Annotated in this window: 16 protein-coding genes; 8 read left to right on the forward strand and 8 right to left on the reverse strand. The window is 55.6% G+C overall.

Annotated elements, in window-relative coordinates:
• The first annotated feature begins 40 nt into the window (after window positions 1–40).
• The 4 genes from AC3WVQ_RS25040 (at window position 41) to tnpB (ending at window position 3,088) form a co-directional block, all read left to right on the forward strand.
• The gene (locus tag AC3WVQ_RS25040; RefSeq protein ID WP_492382598.1) at window positions 41–1,087 is read left to right on the forward strand and encodes a porin; all 1,047 of its coding nucleotides are present in this window, start codon (window positions 41–43) and stop codon (window positions 1,085–1,087) included.
• Window positions 1,088–1,310: 223 nt separating this feature from the next.
• Complete coding sequence (locus AC3WVQ_RS25045; protein WP_492382917.1) at window positions 1,311–2,195, forward strand: tyrosine-type recombinase/integrase; 885 nt, start codon at window positions 1,311–1,313, stop codon at window positions 2,193–2,195.
• Window positions 2,196–2,402: 207 nt separating this feature from the next.
• Window positions 2,403–2,744, forward strand: coding sequence for an IS66-like element accessory protein TnpA (tnpA, locus tag AC3WVQ_RS25050; protein WP_492383123.1), 342 nt, complete (start codon window positions 2,403–2,405; stop codon window positions 2,742–2,744).
• Window positions 2,741–3,088, forward strand: coding sequence for an IS66 family insertion sequence element accessory protein TnpB (gene tnpB, locus AC3WVQ_RS25055; RefSeq protein WP_492383124.1), 348 nt, complete (start codon window positions 2,741–2,743; stop codon window positions 3,086–3,088). Before tnpA ends, tnpB begins: the two co-directional genes overlap by 4 nt.
• A gap of 678 nt (window positions 3,089–3,766) precedes the next feature.
• Here the strand turns inward: tnpB and AC3WVQ_RS25060 are convergent.
• The 4 genes from AC3WVQ_RS25060 to AC3WVQ_RS25075 form a co-directional block, all read right to left on the reverse strand.
• Window positions 3,767–5,569, reverse strand: coding sequence for an ABC transporter ATP-binding protein (locus AC3WVQ_RS25060; protein WP_492383125.1), 1,803 nt, complete (start codon window positions 5,567–5,569; stop codon window positions 3,767–3,769).
• A gap of 128 nt (window positions 5,570–5,697) precedes the next feature.
• Window positions 5,698–6,774: a polysaccharide pyruvyl transferase family protein gene (locus AC3WVQ_RS25065; RefSeq protein ID WP_492383126.1), complete on the reverse strand. Its 1,077-nt coding sequence runs from the start codon at window positions 6,772–6,774 to the stop codon at window positions 5,698–5,700.
• 983 nt (window positions 6,775–7,757) lie between these two features.
• Window positions 7,758–9,794: an acyltransferase family protein gene (locus AC3WVQ_RS25070; RefSeq protein ID WP_492383127.1), complete on the reverse strand. Its 2,037-nt coding sequence runs from the start codon at window positions 9,792–9,794 to the stop codon at window positions 7,758–7,760.
• Between the two features lie 71 nt (window positions 9,795–9,865).
• Window positions 9,866–10,849, reverse strand: coding sequence for a KpsF/GutQ family sugar-phosphate isomerase (locus AC3WVQ_RS25075; RefSeq protein WP_492383128.1), 984 nt, complete (start codon window positions 10,847–10,849; stop codon window positions 9,866–9,868).
• 194 nt (window positions 10,850–11,043) lie between these two features.
• Here AC3WVQ_RS25075 and AC3WVQ_RS25080 point away from each other — a divergent pair, with 194 nt between their 5' ends.
• Window positions 11,044–11,772 carry a hypothetical protein gene (locus AC3WVQ_RS25080; protein ID WP_492383129.1) on the forward strand — a complete coding sequence of 243 codons (729 nt, stop codon included), beginning with the start codon at window positions 11,044–11,046 and terminating at the stop codon, window positions 11,770–11,772.
• Here AC3WVQ_RS25080 and AC3WVQ_RS25085 read toward each other — a convergent pair.
• The gene (locus AC3WVQ_RS25085; RefSeq protein ID WP_492383130.1) at window positions 11,748–13,247 is read right to left on the reverse strand and encodes a glycosyltransferase family 39 protein; all 1,500 of its coding nucleotides are present in this window, start codon (window positions 13,245–13,247) and stop codon (window positions 11,748–11,750) included. The genes AC3WVQ_RS25080 and AC3WVQ_RS25085 overlap by 25 nt on opposite strands.
• Window positions 13,248–13,520: 273 nt before the next feature.
• On the opposite strand from AC3WVQ_RS25085, the gene AC3WVQ_RS25090 reads away from it, so the two are divergent.
• Window positions 13,521–14,210 carry a glycosyltransferase family protein gene (locus AC3WVQ_RS25090; RefSeq protein WP_112985407.1) on the forward strand — a complete coding sequence of 230 codons (690 nt, stop codon included), beginning with the start codon at window positions 13,521–13,523 and terminating at the stop codon, window positions 14,208–14,210.
• A 78-nt stretch (window positions 14,211–14,288) separates the two neighbouring features.
• Here the strand turns inward: AC3WVQ_RS25090 and AC3WVQ_RS25095 are convergent, their stop codons facing one another.
• From AC3WVQ_RS25095 to AC3WVQ_RS25105, 3 genes are read right to left on the reverse strand one after another with little or no spacing between them, the layout of a single operon-like run.
• Entirely contained in the window at window positions 14,289–15,194 is a 906-nt protein-coding gene (locus tag AC3WVQ_RS25095) for a glycosyl transferase (RefSeq protein WP_112985406.1), read from the reverse strand.
• A 51-nt stretch (window positions 15,195–15,245) separates the two neighbouring features.
• The gene (locus AC3WVQ_RS25100; protein WP_134886925.1) at window positions 15,246–15,977 is read right to left on the reverse strand and encodes a membrane-anchored protein; all 732 of its coding nucleotides are present in this window, start codon (window positions 15,975–15,977) and stop codon (window positions 15,246–15,248) included.
• A gap of 42 nt (window positions 15,978–16,019) precedes the next feature.
• On the reverse strand, window positions 16,020–16,844 hold the full coding sequence (locus AC3WVQ_RS25105; protein ID WP_112985404.1) for a 3-deoxy-manno-octulosonate cytidylyltransferase: 825 nt from the start codon (window positions 16,842–16,844) through the stop codon (window positions 16,020–16,022).
• Between the two features lie 211 nt (window positions 16,845–17,055).
• Here AC3WVQ_RS25105 and AC3WVQ_RS25110 point away from each other — a divergent pair, with 211 nt between their 5' ends.
• Both AC3WVQ_RS25110 and AC3WVQ_RS25115 read left to right on the forward strand, forming a co-directional pair.
• Window positions 17,056–17,967, forward strand: a complete 912-nt coding sequence (locus AC3WVQ_RS25110; RefSeq protein WP_492383131.1) for a glycosyltransferase family 92 protein — start codon at window positions 17,056–17,058, stop codon at window positions 17,965–17,967.
• A gap of 57 nt (window positions 17,968–18,024) precedes the next feature.
• Window positions 18,025–19,008: a mitochondrial fission ELM1 family protein gene (locus tag AC3WVQ_RS25115; protein ID WP_492383132.1), complete on the forward strand. Its 984-nt coding sequence runs from the start codon at window positions 18,025–18,027 to the stop codon at window positions 19,006–19,008.
• Window positions 19,009–19,015: the final 7 nt, after the last annotated feature.

A 19,015-nucleotide genomic window follows, 5' to 3' on the forward strand; every position in this document is an offset into this window, starting at 1 on the left:
TCCGCCAGAACGCGGACCTAATTTTGTCTGGAGGTCAGAAATGAACATCAAGAGCCTTCTTCTCGGCTCCGCTGCAGCTCTCGCAGCAGTTTCCGGCGCTCAGGCAGCCGACGCAATTGTCGCAGCCGAGCCGGAGCCCATGGAATACGTTCGCGTTTGCGACGCTTTCGGCACTGGTTACTTCTACATCCCGGGCACCGAAACCTGCCTCAAGATCGGCGGCTTCATCCGTGTTCAGGGTTCGTTTGGTCGTGACGCTGCTGACAGCCGTTACAACCAGGAATTTGACGGCAACCCGGGCGATCAGTCCACCTCGGACTGGGACGTTTTCTCCCGCGCTTACATCTCGTTTGACGCCAAGAGCGACACCGAGTACGGCACGCTCACCGGCTTCTTCGCTGCTGAGTTCAACGCTGACAACGACACCGACATCGGCGACAGCTTCATCGACGTTGACGAAGCCTACATCCAGCTCGGTGGCCTCAAGGCCGGCTTCTTCTACAACTGGTGGGATAAGGGCCTGAACGGCGAAACCGACTCGCTCGGCAACGTCACGGAATTCAACTCGATCGCCTACCTCTATGACGGCGGCTCGTTCCAGGCTGGTATCTCGGTTGACGAACTCGAAGGCACCTCGACCAAGTCGAACGGTGTTGGCGTTTCCGGTATCGTTTCGGCTTCGCTCGGCGGCGTTTCCTTCGACCTGCTCGGCGGCTACGACACTGAATTCGAAGAAGGCGCAGTTCGCGGCTTGCTTTCGGCTGACCTCGGTCCGGGCGTCTTCCAGCTCGCTGGTATCTGGGCTTCCGACCCGAACGCTTACTGGGCACGTTCCGAGTGGTCCGTTGCTGCTTCGTACCGCTTCAACGCTACGGATAAGCTCGCCATCACTCCTGGCGCTCAGTACTTCGGCAGCCTGCAGGATTCGCTCACCAGCTTCGGTAACGACGATGCATGGCGCGCTGGTGTAACGGTTGACTACAAGATCACCGAAGGCCTCGCTACCCGCGTGTCGGTTCAGTACGAAGATGAAGACAACGGCGACGACCAGGTATTCGGTTTCGTCCGCCTGCAGCGCGACTTCTAAGATCGTCTGACTTCGGTCAGAAGCGTGGCCCGCAACTCTTTCGAGTTGCGGGCTGTTGCTGTTTCGCAACGTTTGCATGTCATCGAGCCACCGGATTCGCCCAAGGTGAAGGCATTGGCTTGAACATAGCTGGTTTCTCGGCCTCATTCGCAAGAGGGAGAGGGAAACTGCGAGCGTGGGACAGGACGCTGAAAAACAAGCGGGCGACTTCAGCTTTCCGGATATGCGTTCGGGATATGAAGTCAGTTACAGTTTTAGCCCGCAACGCCCGATCGGGATGGTGAAGGAAACCACTCTGGGCGAACTGCTTCAGCGCTATGCCGATGTGTTGTGGGAAGAGGGCAGCCACAAATATAACGTAAAAGCCTTCATCGGCGAACTTGACGAGATTTTGATCGGCATCAGGTTCACAACGTTCTCACACGACATACTCGACAGCCTTATCGGCGCACTACGCAAACGCGGCAACAGCAACGCAACCATCAACAGGAAGATGGCGGCGCTGAGTAAGTTGCTGCGGAAAGCGTACAAGATGGGTGACATCCACAGTTTGCCCGAGTTCAAGCGACAAAAAGAAAGAGCCGGACGCCTCCGCTTTCTAGAGGCCGCCGAAGAGGAAGCGTTGTTCCGAGAAATCGGCAACCGTTCGGAGCTCTATTTGCAGCTTTCCATCTTCCTCGTGGACACCGGCGCCCGCCTCGGCGAATCCATCGCTCTCAAATGGAATGATATTTATGAGGGCCGCGTGACATTCTGGGTCACCAAATCCGGTCGCAGTCGCACTGTGCCGCTCACCGCCAGAGCGAAAGATGCGATGAACCTGCTTGCCGATAGGTCTCCCGGACCATTCTCTTCGGTTGACCCTCAAAAATACCGTGCGGTCTGGAACGCAGCAAAACAAGAGGCCGGACTAGGCGCGGAAGAGGATATTGTCCCGCATGTCCTACGGCACACCTGCGCGTCTCGACTGGTGCGCGGCGGCATCGACCTTCGGCGGGTGCAAATGTGGCTCGGGCATCAGACACTCGAGATGACAATGCGCTACGCCCACCTGGCCTCGCACGATCTCGACATGTGCGTTCCGGTGCTTGAGCGCCATCTGAAATAACACTCGCTACTGGTCCCTCGGCATGACTTACCAGCAAGGTCGCTGTGCTGAACTTTAGCTGGCGAGCCGATCAGTCAGATGCGGAAAAATTTCCGATTCTGACTAGCAGTCATGAAATACGTATCCCTTCGGCGTGAACCGCCTTGCGAAGTTCCGCGTCTCCCGTGATTCTGCGCTCTTAAGAGTGGACTTAAGAGTGCATTGAGCATGGGACATGCAGTTTTGCTGACGGGGCCGGAGCGGCGTCGGCGATGGTCGTTGGAAGATCGAGCGCAGATTCTGGCCGAGGCTTTCGCGCCAGGCGCGGTGGTTTGCGAAGTCGCACGCCGTTTCGATGTTGCGACTGGGCTGATCTATACTTGGCGACGGCAAGCTTTGGCGCAGGAAGCCGGTCCGGCGTTCGTCCCGGCCAAGCTCGTTGACGTCCCGAACAATGGTGATGCGGCCGAGCCGGCCATGTGCGTGGACTTCCCGAGTGACGTGAAGGTGAGGATTGGCGCAGCAGCGCCATGCGACCTAGCAGCCGCGATCATGCGAGCGCTCAAATGATCCCGATCAGTTCCGGGGTGCAGGTGTGGATCGCAAGCGGTCACTGCGACATGCGCAAGGGCATGCAGGGTCTGGCGCTGCTGGTGCAGGAGGGCCTCGGCCGCGATCCATTCAAGGGCGATGTCTTTGTCTTTCGTGGTCGCAGCGGCCGACTGATAAAGGCCCTTTGGCATGATGGGATCGGTCTATCGCTGTATGCGAAGCGGCTTGAGCGCGGCCGCTTCATTTGGCCGGCGACGGAGGATGGCGCGATCGCGCTGACCGCCGGTCAGATGTCCTATCTGCTGGAGGGGATTGATTGGCGAAACGCGCAACAGACCTGGCGCCCGACCAGTGCCGGGTGACCGTCCGAAGGCGATCATTCCGCAACAAGTTCTTTGAAATGCTGAGCAAATCAGGGCTTCTGTGATTCACTTCGGGCATGGAAACTAGCCCCGATTTGCTTCCCGACGATGTTGCCGCCCTGCGAGCAGAGCTCATCGCGGCACGCGCCAAGGGTGCCCAGATCGAGGCTGAAATACTCCCCGTTTCCATCGAGTGCTTCTCGGGTCGCGTGGGCAACGTTGTTTTTAATCAAGAGATTGCAGAAAGCGGCAACAACTTAGTCTCCCGAAGGCATCTGTCCGCCTTGATGCGAGTCGGTCAGAGCACGACGCCGGGGAGAACGATCGCTAGCGGCTAGTGCGTGGAATGGCCGCGGCTAGCATTCTTAGGAGGTCATGTTCCAACTTTTGGCACAGGGTCTCATATTCTTTCGCCCGAGCTGGGTCCGAGACCCGAGACCTCCTGCTTGCGCAGTTCATCGCGAGCGATAGCAGTTCTGCCGTAGGCTTCGAGTAAATCGGATATAGCGAGGAAGTTTGCATCGGCAATTTGTTTTCGATGTGTTGGGAAGCGTAACATCATCCTCGCTCTGCCGGCCTTCTCCCACTCCATTTCGCTGACCTCCCAGATTGCGAATCTGAATCCGCCCACTCACGTGCGGTATCTCGCAATAGTGTTATACATCGCCTCAAACGTCGCTAAACGGGGTCAGCGAACACTTTCAGTACTGGAGGTCGGTTATTTAGATTGTGCAGCCGTGCATAGGCCCCATTTCGCTGGGCAAGCTCTCGATGTGTACCTTCCTCGACGACCCGGCCATCCTTCATAACGACTATCTTATCAGCGTTGACTACCGTGGAGACCCGGTGGGCTATTACAATAACGGTGCGTCCGCTCATGGCCTCCTCGAGCGCCTTTTGGACGGCCGCTTCCGACTCTGCGTCTAGCGCGGACGTTGCCTCGTCAAGAAGAAGAATGGGGGCATTGCGCACGAGGGCACGAGCGATCGATATGCGTTGCCGCTGGCCGCCCGAAAGCGTCATGCCCTGCTCGCCCACGGGAGTATCATATCCCTTCGGCTGCGCTAAGATGAAGTCATGCGCATAGGCGAGGCGTGCTGCCTCTTCAATCTCAGCGTCCGTGGCTTCGGGCCGACCATAGCGGATATTGTCTCGGATGGAGCCTTCGAAGAGATAAGGCTGCTGCGAGACATACGCGAGATTGTTGCGCAGAGAGTGCTTGGTAACTTCGGCTATGTCCTGACCATCAATCAGGATTTGCCCGGATAAGGCATCATAAAATCGCGGGATGAGGCTAATGATAGTGGACTTGCCGGCCCCAGAAGGACCGACCAGCGCTGTCGTCTTTCCGCCTTCAGCACGGAAACTCACGCCTTTCAGGATCTCATCTTCCTTGCCATAGCCAAAGTGGACGTTTCGCAACTCCACCGTCGCGTCTCTCAGTTTCAGCTCCCTAGCCTCGGGGTGATCCCGCTGATGCGGAACTGTATCAAGGATTTCGTAGAGCATATGGGCATTCACGGCAGCGCGTTCCAAGGATACCTGCAAACGCGCCAGGCGTCGGGCTGGATCATACGCTAGGAGAAGTGCTGTAACGAATGCGAAGAACGCCCCAGGGGGCACGTCGCTATAGATCGCCCGAAAGGCGGCATAGGCAAGCACACTTGAAATTGCCAAACCGGCAAACGTGTCTGTCATTGGGGCTGTGCGCTCGCTCAGGCGCGCAATTCGGTTGGCACGACTTTCGGCACGCTCGATAGTCGCATCGACCTTGCGGCACAACTCCTGCTCCATCGTAAAAGCCTTGACGATAGAAATGCCCTGGATCGTTTCCTGCATCGCCCCGAGGACGCGGCTATTTGCCTCCACTGCCTCGCGAGTTGCCAGTCGAAGCCGCTTCGAGATGTAGCGCAACCCGAGGACCAACATGGGCGCTACGAGAAAAATGATAAGTGAAAGCACCCAATCCTTGCTGAACATCACGCCGATCAACCCGATGAGCGTGAGGAGATCACGAGCGATCGAAGTCACGGTTACATTCAACACGTCGCGGATGCCGCCGACATTTTGATTAATTTTTGCAAGCAGACGTGCCGAGCGTTGCTCGTGATAATAACCGACGCTCAGCGCCATCAGGTGTGAGTACAGCCGCCGCTTATAGTTCGCGACGATGTTGTTACCTATACTAGAGAGGGTGACCGCTTGCCCATAAGTTGCTAAACCCCTCAATACAAAGGCGGCAAAAAGCGAAATACAGACGACAACAACGACATCTCCTCGCTTGTTGGCGAACGCTTCGTTGATCACGGTTTCCATGATCCAGGCTGTAAAGCCCGTCGTCGCCGCCATTATAAGAAGGCAGCCAATAGCGAATGCGTATCCCCAGATGTGGTCGCGAGCGTTTTCGGCGACAACGCGCCGAAGAACTCGCGTGATTGCTTCAGAATCGCCTGTCGGCCGTTTTGAATGCTTCACCCTCAATTAGCTGATCCCTTGTGCATATCAGCGACATTGTCAAACTCCCGTTTCTATATGGCCGTGTTAACCGTTTGGCGAGTCCTGTCGGTTCCAAGAAAATCAAATGTGCCGTTGTATCAGGTCCGGAGGCGTTAGTTTGCGAGATTCGCGATTTCCTCGAACATAGACTTCGCGTCTCGGCGTGCTTTCTGAATGTAGGCAGCAGTTGCATCGTAATCGGCATTCCGCCACTGATCTATTTTATCGAATGCAATCTTTGCATCGTCGGCCAGAAACCTTGTAAGTCCCGCGTCAGTTAACATACCGATCATTTTTGAAGTGTTCGATGACATCCCGACAAATGGCGTTCCAGACAGTATCGACATACATACCGCATGGAAGCGGCCCCCGATGACTCCTCGAGCCGAGGCAATTCGCGAGAGTATCTGTTGGGAAGATAGAGGTTCGCCGAATTGTCGGGTCATCTCCATACGCCGCAACATATTCGGCTTAAACAGCGATTTTCTGAATGCGCGTATGGGACTGATCTGTCGGCGTTGAGAAGGGCGCGGCGCCTGAGCCACCATACCAGAGTCCATGAAAACCAAGTCTGGTATCTCCCCTTCCCCTAAAAACGGATTGTTCGGCTCTGAGGTGTCGAGGTGAAGAAAAGAAGTATGATTTCTCCTCAGCGCCTCCTCCTGGGCATTTTTTGCAACATTTCTGTTGGCGTTGTCGGTCACGATGATTGTAGCTGTCCTTGGTCCGCCCAAGAATGGCTTCATAACATCACTCGACAATGTGAGATCTGGCACAACCTCAACCGTCAATCCGACCTGCCGTGCTTCGTAACCGCTGACAGACTCTCGAACATAAATCTTCTCGAACGCCTGACATGCTTTTGCAATTGCCGCGTCGTTTCGTTCGTATACGCTGTTGATCAGAAAACTTGGGACACCGGCAGCCTTGCAGAAGGGGGCGACCTCGGCAAGCGCACTCGCTTGCCTCGTGCCATCGTGCAGAGTTCCCTCACCATTGACAATCACGAGATCTGCAGATCGCATGGATGTGAGAAGGTCCGGATGCTCTCGCCAGTCGGTGTGAACTGACGCAGATGTAGCGATCCGAATTCCCGCCGATTTCGCCAACCGAGCGATTTGGCTAACGACAACACGACATCCAAGATGTGCTTTTGTGGACGTATCATTGATCAGAATTGCCGTCTTCAACCTGTTCATCCCGAGCAGCCGAACTCGTCGGACGTTGGAATAAGTGACGGAAAGGTCGGCAACAAAGTTGATGAAAATTCCACCCGAAAGCAACCCTACAGCCTAAGCTAATGAAGGCGCAACTAAATTACCTGCCCTTCTCCCGTTAAATACCCATCATCGGTGCAATGCCCGACCTCCCGCCTGCAGACGATCACGGCAGCGAAGAGCCGCGAGCCGTGCTCAGGGTGCACAAACACGAGATACGTCATGCGTCCTAGACGGCAAGGTCCTTGCAACGCTCGAGGCTTTGGTGGTGAGGCTCATGTTCACCCGCAGGCGCGCCGGCGTCACCAAGGAGAACCGGATTTCCCCGTAAGGCCCATCACCGAGGAGGCACGAATTGTTGGCCGCGCTGGCGACGCAAGCTCTGATTGGAGGTTATTCCAAGCATCTGCACTAGCGCCAATCACGATAGTGGGTCTCCGAGAGTGGACGACCTTTGATCGGTGACTGGACCGTTCCGCTTTTGTCCATTGCCCAACTAAGGATTGCATCTGCCTGGGCACGCATCCTAGTTCTGACCTCATTTGGGTCTATATCCTCGGTTGCGAACGAAGGCGTCAGTTGATCAACCCCGCTTAGTACATCGTGCGTTAGGTCGGTGCCAGGGGTGTGTTCCAGCGCCTTCGCTACGAGGCGTCGCAGAACAAATTCCAGGGTTGCAACTCGCAACTGTTCATCATCGATACGCAAAACACCCCCCCACTCAGTGCTGTGTGTATTCAACTTGTACCTTTAACAGCTGCACCAGACGTTCGCAACGTAAACGTCTACGCCAGATCCGCCAGCGCACTCGGGAAGGGGCGCTCACCGGGGAAGGTTTCGTCAACATGGCGTCCCTGATCAGGGACGCAGAGTGTGCCCAGACCGCCGATGGCCCAGCGCTGCTCCCCGCAGAGCTCCAGCAACTAGCCTCACGAATGTCGGATAAAATGAGGATATCAGGAACGCGGTGCTGAGTTGCGAGATAGTTGGCTCACATCGATCAAATCCAGCACCGGACGGAACACCTTGGCAAGACTCGTTGCTCCCTTTCCAGACAAATGATCTTCGTCCTTATACAGCACAGTGCCGCCACGCATGGCATGGCAACGGACTGCGTCGCAAATGGCACTCAGCGGATCAACGAGCAACGATCCCGTGGCCTTCGCGACTTCTGTTAGAACCGCACGTGCCAAGGCCTGTCGTTTGTAGGTGTACTCCAGAGAAGGGGCTATCTCTAGGGTGCTACCGCGGACAACCGCACGGGCGAGTGCTTCGGGAACCTCGTGGCCCATTTCCGGCACATCCATCACCAAAACTGTTGTCGTTCCCTGCCGAGAGAAATGGGCTATGGTCTCCTCGAGACTTTTTTTAACAGGCGCTGACCAGTCCGCTGTCGAGGGTGGAACGCTCGGGTCAAAGACGTGCCCTCGGCGTGGCAACTCCGCTCTGTGAACGTATTTCGGCCAGTAACCCACCATGAACACGTACGGAAATCTCCCCTGTTCGATGAAGGCCATCACTGCCGAATTGTGATCGACACATCGTTTCACCGCCCAGGATGGTCCGAAATCTGCCTCCGGCAGCGGCGGGCAAGAACCTCTACCAACAAAGACACCCGCCACTCCCGCTTCGCGAGCAGCGAGATCGATCGCCGGCGCAAGCGCGGCAGCATGAGAATCCCCCCATACAACAAACAACGGGCTATCCTTGGTCCTGTCTCCTAGTCTGCAAAGCTCACCTTTTCGTATCTGGTCCGGCGTTAGGCCGTTTCCGTTAGAATCGGTGAAACACTCCGCCCGGAAGAATGGGCTGTCGTCGAAGGTAGCTTCATAAAGCGTGCGAGCTTCGTCGGGCAACCTTTGTGGCACCCCATCTAGGTTGTTAACGAAGAGTGCGAAGGCAACGGCGCTGGCAATTGTTGTGCCGCTCAGCATGAACATAGGCGCGCCCGAGAGGGCAAGCCTTCCATGGCGAAAAGGCTGCTCTACGAACCGCCACGAAACATAAGCCGCCACGAAGGAGAGCGCGACGATAAGCAAAGCGAGCTCAGACGTGAGAGCTCCGTCAAGAAGGTAGCGGGCATAAACGAGGAGGGGCCAATGCCAGAGATAGAGCGAATATGATATCCGCCCAATAAAGACGGAAACGGAGTTGTCGAGCAACCGCGCGAACGGGCCGTCTTGGCAATGCGCATGGATTATGAGTGCCGTTCCAAGGCAAGGAAGTGCGGCGGCCAAGCCAGGAAAGGCAGTGCTTGGCGAATAGAGGAAGATGGCCGAGAACACCATGAGGAGCCCGACCCCCGTTAGCATCTGCCTCATCCGTCCCGAACAGGTCGGATGTGGCAAAAGAGCAACGGCGGCACCTATCAACAACTCCCAGACGCGAAAGTGCAGCAGATAAAACGCCTTCTGCGGATTATCGTAGACCTCAACAGCACTAACGGCGAAGGACAAGGCCAAAACTGAAAGAACAACTATGAGTATTTTTTTGCGAGAAACTTTGTAACATATAAATAACGCGACCGGGAATACGATGTAGAATTGCTCTTCGACAGAAAGAGACCAAGTATGAAGCAGGGGTTTCAAGTCGGAATCAATATCGAAATAACCGCTCTCCTGTCGAAACAAAATATTCGAGACAAATACCGCAGCGGCGCCTAGGCTACTGGAAAAATACGTGAGCTCCCGAGGCATGAATATAAACCATGCAGCGACAGCGCAAATCGCCATCATGACGAACAGCGCCGGGAATATTCGGCGCATGCGGCCTGCGTAAAACTCAATGAAACTGAAGCTGCCTCGCTCGAGAGAGCTTAAGATAGTTCTGGCCATGAAGAAGCCGGAAAGGACGAAAAACACGTCCACCCCGACAAATCCCCCACCGAAGATACCGAACCCGGCATGGAAAAGTAGAACCGATAAGATTGCCACGGCCCGCAGGCCGTCGAGGTCGGGTCTGTAACCCCGATGATGTGGAATTCCGGTCAACATGCCCCCTTTGCCAATTTCACTGCACGGAGCAGCGCGGCAGGCCATCTATCGTCGTTAGGTCAGACCGAAAGCTAGGCGACGCCGGCACGCAACAAATCATGCACATGCAGGATACCCGTTGGCTCGCCCAAATCACCTACAACGAACAGAACCGTTATCTTTTGCGATTGCATGAGTTCCATTGCGGCGCTGGCCAGCAAGTTGCGGGGAATAACGCGAGGGCTGTGCGACATTACCAAATCAACGGTCAGGGCCAGAAGGTCTGAGGACATGTGTCGGCGCAGGTCTCCGTCGGTGATGATTCCGGCCAGCTTACCGTCTGCACCCAAAATGCCAACGACTCCGAACCCTTTTGAAGACATCTGGATCACAGCTTCGCTCATGGGCGCGCCGGAAGATAGCAAGGGCATGGCATCACCAGAGTGGGCGAGCTCTTCGGCAAGCATTAACTGTGAACCTAGCTTGCCGCCGGGATGGAATGTCTTGAAGTCGGCGGGCGAAAACCCCCTTTTCTCGAGCAGGGCAATCGCCAGGGCGTCACCAACCGCCAGCTGCAGCAATGCCGACGTTGTCGGCGCAAGTCCATGCGGACACGCTTCCTGCACTTTTGGAAGAACAATCGCGATAGTGGAGTTGCGCGCAATTGTGCTTTCCAAACTAGATGTGATGCAAATCACCGGTACATTGAACCGCTTGGAATAGGTCAGCATGTTGCCGAGTTCGAGCGTTTCTCCCGACCAAGACAAAAGAACCAGCAAATCTTGCGCCGTGATCATGCCGAGATCTCCGTGGCTTGCCTCCGTCGGATGCACGAAGTAGGCGGAAGTCCCCGTCGAAGCGAGCGTCGCCGCGATCTTGCGGCCGATATGCCCGCTCTTGCCAACTCCGGCGACGACTACCCGTCCACCGCGCGAGGCGAGCAAATCGACAGCTTCGATGAAACTTTTGGACAATTCTGCTTGCCGAGCTAACTCGGCGGCGAGCGCCGCTATGCCGTCTGCCGCAGTGCCTAAGGTTCGAGTAATTGAAGCCAGCACTGCGTCACGAACAGTCATTTTGGTATCCTAGTTGGTGAGCCTTTTTAAAGTGCCCGGAAATCAGATCAAAGTGGCAAAATTAGGCAGTTGCCAGTTTTTTGACATATTCCAGTTGGCTGGAGGTGTTTTTCGCATATGGTTCAATGGAAACCTGCTTTGCCGGAAGTCCGTACACAGCAGCCGCGAATTAGTTGCGATCCTGGAACCCGCTGATGACGAGTGAGCTTGTGACGATTGAAGAGCTTCGCGAAACCCATCGCCGCTGGCTGGCGCAACTCGGGATCCTCGACGTGCCTTGGCTGATCTTCGGATCGGCACCTCGTCCCACCCTGCCATCCGACCTGATCGGACATTGTGCCCGCGTTGACGTGAACAACTCTGGCAAGACGGCAAACGCTTTGGGCCTCCCCGCGGCAGACCTGACGTTCCGCAAACGTAAGAAATCCTGGGGAGAGCATCCCTTTGTAAGAACCAGAGGCCTGCTCTGGCTCCACAGAAGACCTCTCTGGGTCATGCATCTCAAACTGCTCTTGAAGCCAAGCGTACGCTACAAGAGCTTGATGCGCGCTACGAAGGCCGAGCGCGAAGCAATCGTGAGCCATGTCACCGGGGGCCTTCCTGCTGACGTGGGAGACGTCGGCAAGGTGACGAACGGCGTGGCGGCTCTCTGCTACGGGCTGTTCGTCGGTGTACCCTCTGTCACCTTGACCGGCTTCTCGCTGACCCAGATGGGGCATTCCTACAACGACAAGGGCAAGGAGCGACGTCAAATTGCGGAAGACACTTTCGTCCTTAATCTCCTGAAGGAGCGGGGTGACGTGTTTACGACAGAGCCGGAGCTCTCTGAACAGATCGGCCTCCCCTTCATTCGCAACAAGGACGAGCTTGCGGTCTGTATGTCCCGCCGCTCTGGAAGTCAGTTGGAATTCGCCCACATGTAGCCGAACGCGTAAACATCGCCGGGACGCCCGGCGTTGTATGGAATTGACACGAAGGCCGGCTCTGGACTGGTAACAGCGAAATTCTGTTCCGCCAGTAGCCTCTCAATACGCGGCGGAAGCTTTTCGCGGTTCGCACCTTCCGCCGGCCATACGGCCAAGATTCGGCCTCGCGGCACAATGCTCTCGCCCTCTAGGTCCGGGGAAAAGCCCGGGAGAATGATTGGGGTGCCGGGGAACTGGATCCTCAGATTGCCCGCCACGATCCGATCGTCAACCACAATCGCGGCAGGCGGCACTCCCCTCTCGGCGCTCACGGCTCGTGCAAAGCCATTATAGGGCGTATGCGCAAAGGAGTAGTCGCCGATCACAGGACCAATGAAAACCCGCGCCCACAGCATCAGGATAACGCCGACCGAGGTAACACCGGCGACCAATAAAAGTACCGGGAGCCGCGGGCCCGGATCGATGCGGGCAGCATCAATCTTGAGCGTCAAATAGAGTGGCAGAAGCGCAGTAAAGAGTGCCAGCCATTTCACGCGAATGTGCGTTGCACCCATTGCAATAACAATCAGCGCTACCAGAACGAAGCTAGCAACGAGCATTCTTCCGACGACCCGTGTCCAAATGCTTTCGGCGCGCAGGATCTTGCCTATATCCGCATAGAAGGCTGCAGCGAAAACCAAGACAGTCGGCGCGACACCTTTGATTGCGGCAATCACAAGGGAAACTAGCCCTTCGATCGAATGCGGCAGAAGAGCGGTCTCTGCCCCCTCTTTCATCTCCGCGACGGTCACACCGGTCGCATGCCCAAGGTTGTTGATCACCCAATAGGCGTGCGGTCCGACGACGGTGGCAGCGGCGACGGCGCAGGCGAGCACGCGCCAGTCGAAAATGCGCTTTCGCAACGCTGCTTCCGGAAGAATGGCGATCAAAGCCGCCGCAGGTACGATGACGAAGTTGTACTTGGACAAGATCCCGATACCTACCACTGCGCCAACGAACAGATACCCGCCAATCCTCGGAGGATGCTTGAGGACGCGGAAGAAGCAAAAGAGGAACAGCGACACCGAAAAGAGCGCGGCAACCGTATGAGACAGATCGCGCTGAGACAGAAGGAAAACCGGGGGAAGCGTCAGCGCTCCCAGGATGGCGACTGCCGGAAGTAAGCGGCCGTCGGTGAGCGTTCGAACCGTCAAGCCGTAAAAGACGAGGAATCCGCACATTAGGGCGTTTTTCAGGATTGTCAGCGACGCGACAGAGATCCCGAAGACTGCGGCGACGCCATATTGGAGCCAATTGTAGAACGGCGGTTGAGCTCCATATCCGAGCATCAGATACTGCGAAAGAAATGCCTGTTCAGACTCGTCAATTTCGAGGGAATCCGGGCGGAGAATTTTCAGAACAACGCTCAACAGGCAGTAACTGGCGACGAGCACGTAAATAGCATCCGCTCTTTTTAATAGGAGGCTGCGCATATTCTCTCCGGGCTCGAAGTTCATAAGTGCGGCTGTTCGCACTCCGAAAGTAGCTACTAAGATAACTAGAAGGGATTTGCCAGATACGATCGCGTCGGTTACGAAACCATATGGTAGAGCAGATGGAATTTTGGGGAGAGAGATGATGACATACGAAGGCCGGATTCATGCCGCGGGCCAAGCTCGCGATTGTCCTAGGCTTCACGTTGCCATCTTTTTTGGTTAAACCAGCCAGGCCTTGGACATTTTGAACCAACTAGAATCGGAAGTGTCATGACGCAAAGCGCTAATATTTACATCGGTTTCGACAGCAAAGAAGTAGTAGCATACCACGTTCTTTGCCAAAGTATTCTTGAGAAGAGCTCCATTCCGGTGAAGTTCACGCCTATTTCTCTCAACAACGTTGAGAACATCTTTACCCGCGAGCGCAATCCTCTTCAGTCGACGGAATTCTCTTTCTCACGTTTTCTAGTGCCCTACCTAAGCAATTACGAAGGCTGGTCGCTGTTTGCCGACTGCGACATGTTGATGCGGACTGACATCGCAAAGCTCTGGAACTTGCGAGACGACCGCTACGCCGCGATGTGCGTCAAGCACAACTATGTTCCCAAGGTTGAGACGAAGTTCCTGGGCCAGGTTCAGACCAAATACGAAAAGAAGAACTGGTCCAGCGTAATTTTGTTTAACAACGCAAAGTGCCGCAAACTGGATCTTGACTACGTCAACACCGCAACCGGCCTTGAGTTGCACCAGTTCAAGTGGCTGGAATCCGACGATCTCATCGGCGAACTGCCTGCCAGCTGGAATTGGCTCGTTAACGAGTACGAGCATTCGCCGGATGCGAACCTCGTTCACTTCACGGATGGCGGGCCTTACTTCGACGAATACAAAAACGACGATTACGCCGATGAGTGGTTCGCTGCACGTGACCGCGTTTTGCATGTAACGCAGCGCGCCGGCTAAGGCGCAAAAAGTCACCGGATGTCGAGCCGTTTGGGGGGCGCAGCGGTCTGCATCGCGCGGCCCCCAAATCTGCTAACTTCAGTCGGGTTTCGTTATTTTGTCGCTGAAACCAAAGCCGAAATCCTTCAGAGCCGAGATAGAAGAGTGGTTGAAGATTTCGATGCCACTTTCGGCCGCCACATTTTTCGCCAGGACAAGGTGATCGATGATCCGAACCTGCGCTCTGCGAATGCCGGAATAGGCTTTGTCTGTCGTCTCGTAGAATCTCGCCTGGTCAGCATTGCCAATATCAATTCCCAAAAGCCCGATTTCACGAGGCTTCCACCCGACGGCGAATTGCATCGCCGAGACGGCCACCGAGCCAGCCTGAAACACAGCAGTGAACGGGCTTTCGGAAAACCCCGCTGCACCATCGTCAGTAAGCCTCGTGTAGGGAAGCCCGCGTAATTCCGCAGTCGCCCGGCGACCGATACGGTACGGTTTCCGGACATTGTCGATCAAGGCAATCCGTCGGCCCTTTAGCCACGACGTGTCCAGTTCACAGATCGCCCTGATCACGCTCACCGAGAACAGACAGAGACTCTGTCCCGGAATTTTCTGGACAAGCTCGAAGTGCCTCCAGATGAACCGCTCGTCTTCGATAGCAATTGCTAAAGGCTCTTCTATGACATCTGGAACGAGGCTCAAGGCTCCGTTGAGGAGTATGCAAGAAGATCCATCAACGCGGGTCAGATCGTTCTGCTCGATGGAGGGCCCGGAGCCAACGATCATCAGCTTCGATGGACGCGATGGTAAGCTGTGGGAAGCAGACAGAAGCGTTCCGACGTGCCTTCCCCGGTACCAGATGGCGCCGTCCTGAGTTTCGGTCGCAAGATTCAGCTTAAGACCTGGAAACCAATCCTGAGCATGCGCTCGCGAGCCGCCCAGCGCGAGGCGGACGGCAATTTTGATGAGCGAACGGGCGAATGGACGATTTGAGCTCATTACTCTTCCTGAGGTGACGCCGATCCTTTGACTGAGGTCGACTCCGCTAAGCTAACTACCTAACCCGTTCCACAAGGGGATGCCGAGCTCCTCTGACACCAGGGGGTCAGCCGTATAGATTGGTCGACCGGCTTGCAGGAGCTTGGCGACGAGCTGTTTGTCCATCTGCGTATGAAGCCGTGTGAGGCCTGCCTGATTGTAAACATGCCCTGCTGAATTGGGATTGATCCCAGTGATGATGACCGCCGGCGCTCCGTTATGAAGAGCAAAGAGCACTGCGTTCATTCCGTTTGAACATTTAGAATCCGCATCCAGCTCCAGCGAGCGCAAGCCTGCTACCCGGTCAAGCAGCGCCATGCGCTCGTAACGATCGACGATCTGCAGGGTGTCATAACTGTAGTCGAACGCGCGCAGACCCTCTTCCAGCCGCTGAAGGTCATCCTTTCTCCAGAGCAAGACATAGAGAGCGCCCGTTCGCCGCCCCTTTAGCACGCGCCGGACTTCGATAGCATTGGGCGTCGTGCCCTCGACTTGATTGAACATCATCATCGTTACAGCCGGGATCTCAACTCCCCATCCAGCGCTGACGGACTGGGAACCGTTCACAGTAATAACTGCGAAGTTCTCGTTGAATCCAGCAGGCTTGTGGGAGACCGGCGCAGACCCAACAACCACGACCGGTCCAATGAAGGGACTGGGCGCCGATGGGGGCGCCGGGCGCATCAGCCAGTACTTCGTGTTTCTGTATATGCGCTTGCGCGTGTCTGAGATCCACGACCCCATACGAACCTCGCTTACTGTCGTTGCAAAAACGACAGCTTCCCTCTAGCGTTTCTTTAAGAACTTTGGCTTCAGTCGACGCAAGAATTCGTCGAGCGACCGCAGAACGTTCGTCAATGAGATCAGCTTGTCGACTTGGGCGTCTGTCTGGCTGAGACGTGAGGACAAGACTTCAGCGATCGTCGAGGTAATGTCAGCCGCCGTCAGTTCCGGGAAACGGGAGGCAAGCGAAGCATAACTGTTTTTCGCGACGCCATCATGGATTGACAACTTTCCCACCCTGGCAAAGAGACGCAGAAAAACCTGCTCAAACGTCCAGTCATGGACGGCTACGACCCGCCATTTGTCGCTCCGCTTGGCGGAAAACCCCGCCAGCACAATTTTGCTCGGTAGCTGCTGGTCGACCAGCCACAGCGCAATTGCGAAGCCGCTGGTCGGCAACTTCTCCTGAGGGTAGAACTCACCGCAGAAGCCGGTTAGGTCGAGATGCCCCGTCGAGGTGCCTAGATAGTCCGCACTCGTGTTCAGGCGCTCGCTCCTCGCCAAGCGAATATTCATGATCCCGAGGAACCGTTCGGGCGCAAACAATTTGACGACGTCGGCAACCTCGTGCCGGTAAACAATGTTCGCGCCTCCGGGCTGCGCGCGCGACACCAGCAGGGCGTTTCCGGAAAACTGCTCGTCGAGAACTTTGTAAACTTTGTTGAAAAAGACGAAGAGCGCCGTCTGCGGGTATTCGGCTTGAAGCTCCCGGATATTCACCTCTTCGCTATTCGCGACAAGGACGATGTGAGAGAAGCTGGCAAGGAGGGTACGCCATTGACCTGCCTCCGTAACATTCGCCGTCGCTCCGGGGGCGCGGAAATCCATCGAGCATCAACCCTAGGTTACTGTACTTCTGGAGCACCACTACGACGTTTGCGCCCGTGACGCTAGGTTGTCCTCTCTATACTGATGATTTTTTTCGAATTAAAGCAAGGATGCTTGATAAAATGCGAAATGCATGTTCAAGAAGCCGACAGGTCTTCACCTTCCTTCACGCAGGTCGCTGGACGCAATGCTCGACAACCAAGGAGCGTCGATGTTTGGACTGAAGGGTAAGCGGCATCTTACCAGAGAGCTGGGTATCACCCCTCCGGTGCCAGAGCCGGGCCGACACGGGATCGCGCTTGTCGCCTGCGTCAAAAATGAAGTTCGCTATATCGAGGAATGGGTACGCTTTCATAAGGCCGTAGGCGTGTGCCATTTCCATCTCTATGACGACGCTTCAACTGATGGGACGTTCGACTTACTACGGAATGTCTTGAGCCAGGATGAACTGACTGTCATCCCGTGGAAGATGCGCATGCGCGACGAAGAATGTGGCGAGCATCTGAATGGCCAAACCATTGCTTTCGCTCACGCGATCCTGAACTTTGGCGGCAGGTACGACCGTATGGCGTTCATTGACGTTGACGAATTTCTTTTGCCGAAAAAAGGGCGGACCCTACAGGATGCACTGCGTGGTGCAGAAGGGTTTCCGAATGTTTCACTGCCATGGCACATGTTTGGCCACGGCGGGCATGTTGAACGACCGGCAGGGCCTGTTTGCCTCGAGTATACGATGCGCGTTGCCGACCCCCTGCGCCAGCATCTCGACGCCAGCAATTTCAAATGCATTGTCGATCCCGTCGAAGTTACGAAAGTGGCGGTACATCACTTCCAGACACGGTCCCACGGTGACCGGACGTCGAACGATGCGGGGAAAACGTTTGCTAAGAAGCACAGGAAAGCTGCCGATTTTTATTCGGCGGAGTTTCTTCAGCTCAACCACTATTACGCAAAATCGGTCCAGGAGCTGAAAGAAAAGACGGAACGAGGCTGGTCCTTTGATAGTTCAATCGACAAATACAGAACTAAGGTGTCGGCAACAATTAAATACATCGAAGACAACGTTGTGGAAGATCGAAGCATGGTGGACTTCATCAGAAACAGCGGAATCACACTAATCTAGTGAACTCTTCCACGGGCGTGGGCTCCAAGAGTTATTCGGAGGAAAGTTCGGATTGGAATGAGTGGTTTGCAAGAGCAAAGTGGCGGAGGCCGATCATCAAACCTGAGCTGTGTATGGGCGGTCGCGGAAAGCAAAGCCGGGACGCTTACGCAATGTCTCGGCGTCGGAAGACAATTCGATCCGGAACCGGTTGCCAAGCTAATCAGTAGAACCCGCGGCATAAAGCGGCTGTTTGAACCGCCCCTCTTCCGCAAAAGGGAGAAGCGTCCTGAACTTGTAATTTCCTGTGGCTTCCGCGCCGAGCCCGCAGTCCTTCAGATCAAATCCGCCTATGGCGGGCGGCCCCTTACAGTCCACCTTCAGCGTCCGCGCATCGAGGGGTATGATTTGGTCTTCGTGTCGCGCCATGATTGGGTGGATGAGTTGGCTGATCGGCCGAACTATCACAAGATGGTGGGGGTACCGCATCAAATCACCTGGGCACGACTTGCGCCGCTGAGAGAAGAGGCGCGCCAGCGATTTTCTCCCGACGGGCGCCCGATCGCGGCGCTCTTTGTTGGGGGATCCAACGGCGCATACCTCTATGACGAGGGCGCTCTTGAAAAAATCAAACACGCTGTCCGTCAACTGAGCGATGCGGGCTGGTGCGTTGTGGCCTCTGTCTCACGCAGATCCGAGGACAATACGCAGCAGGCCCTCATGAGCCTGAAAAGCGAGCATGTCTTTGTATGGGATCGGCTGAGCGACAATCCCTATCTGGCCTACATGGCTGCCGCAGATGCCTTCGTTGTTGCGAAGGATTCAATCACGATGCCATGCGAAGCGCTGGCGACTGGTAAGCCAGTCTTCTCGCTGGACCTGACTAACGTTGAAGGTCCGCGGCTCGAAAAATTCGAGCGCTACCACAGGGACCTTCAAAACACCTTGCAACTGACCAGGCCATTTGAAGGCACGATCTATCCCTACACCTACGAGCCACTCGACGAAACGAAACGCATTGCCTCGGTCATCCGAGCCGAAATGAAACAAGATAAATCTTAGCCTCGAT

The organism is Ensifer sp. EB106-05-01-XG146 (assembly GCF_058791875.1).

Bases quoted from the DNA above. Each gene is read 5' to 3' on its own strand.
- AC3WVQ_RS25095 (WP_112985406.1), bottom strand. From the start codon at position 15,194: ATGAGCTCAAATCGTCCATTCGCCCGTTCGCTCATCAAAATTGCCGTC.
- tnpB (WP_492383124.1), top strand. From the start codon at position 2,741: ATGATCCCGATCAGTTCCGGGGTGCAGGTGTGGATCGCAAGCGGTCAC.
- AC3WVQ_RS25085 (WP_492383130.1), bottom strand. From the start codon at position 13,247: ATGCGCAGCCTCCTATTAAAAAGAGCGGATGCTATTTACGTGCTCGTC.
- AC3WVQ_RS25110 (WP_492383131.1), top strand. From the start codon at position 17,056: ATGTTTGGACTGAAGGGTAAGCGGCATCTTACCAGAGAGCTGGGTATC.
- AC3WVQ_RS25090 (WP_112985407.1), top strand. From the start codon at position 13,521: ATGACGCAAAGCGCTAATATTTACATCGGTTTCGACAGCAAAGAAGTA.
- AC3WVQ_RS25080 (WP_492383129.1), top strand. From the start codon at position 11,044: ATGACGAGTGAGCTTGTGACGATTGAAGAGCTTCGCGAAACCCATCGC.
- AC3WVQ_RS25070 (WP_492383127.1), bottom strand. From the start codon at position 9,794: ATGTTGACCGGAATTCCACATCATCGGGGTTACAGACCCGACCTCGAC.
- AC3WVQ_RS25045 (WP_492382917.1), top strand. From the start codon at position 1,311: ATGCGTTCGGGATATGAAGTCAGTTACAGTTTTAGCCCGCAACGCCCG.
- AC3WVQ_RS25105 (WP_112985404.1), bottom strand. From the start codon at position 16,844: ATGGATTTCCGCGCCCCCGGAGCGACGGCGAATGTTACGGAGGCAGGT.
- AC3WVQ_RS25040 (WP_492382598.1), top strand. From the start codon at position 41: ATGAACATCAAGAGCCTTCTTCTCGGCTCCGCTGCAGCTCTCGCAGCA.
- AC3WVQ_RS25115 (WP_492383132.1), top strand. From the start codon at position 18,025: ATGAGTGGTTTGCAAGAGCAAAGTGGCGGAGGCCGATCATCAAACCTG.
- AC3WVQ_RS25100 (WP_134886925.1), bottom strand. From the start codon at position 15,977: ATGGGGTCGTGGATCTCAGACACGCGCAAGCGCATATACAGAAACACG.
- tnpA (WP_492383123.1), top strand. From the start codon at position 2,403: ATGGGACATGCAGTTTTGCTGACGGGGCCGGAGCGGCGTCGGCGATGG.
- AC3WVQ_RS25075 (WP_492383128.1), bottom strand. From the start codon at position 10,849: ATGACTGTTCGTGACGCAGTGCTGGCTTCAATTACTCGAACCTTAGGC.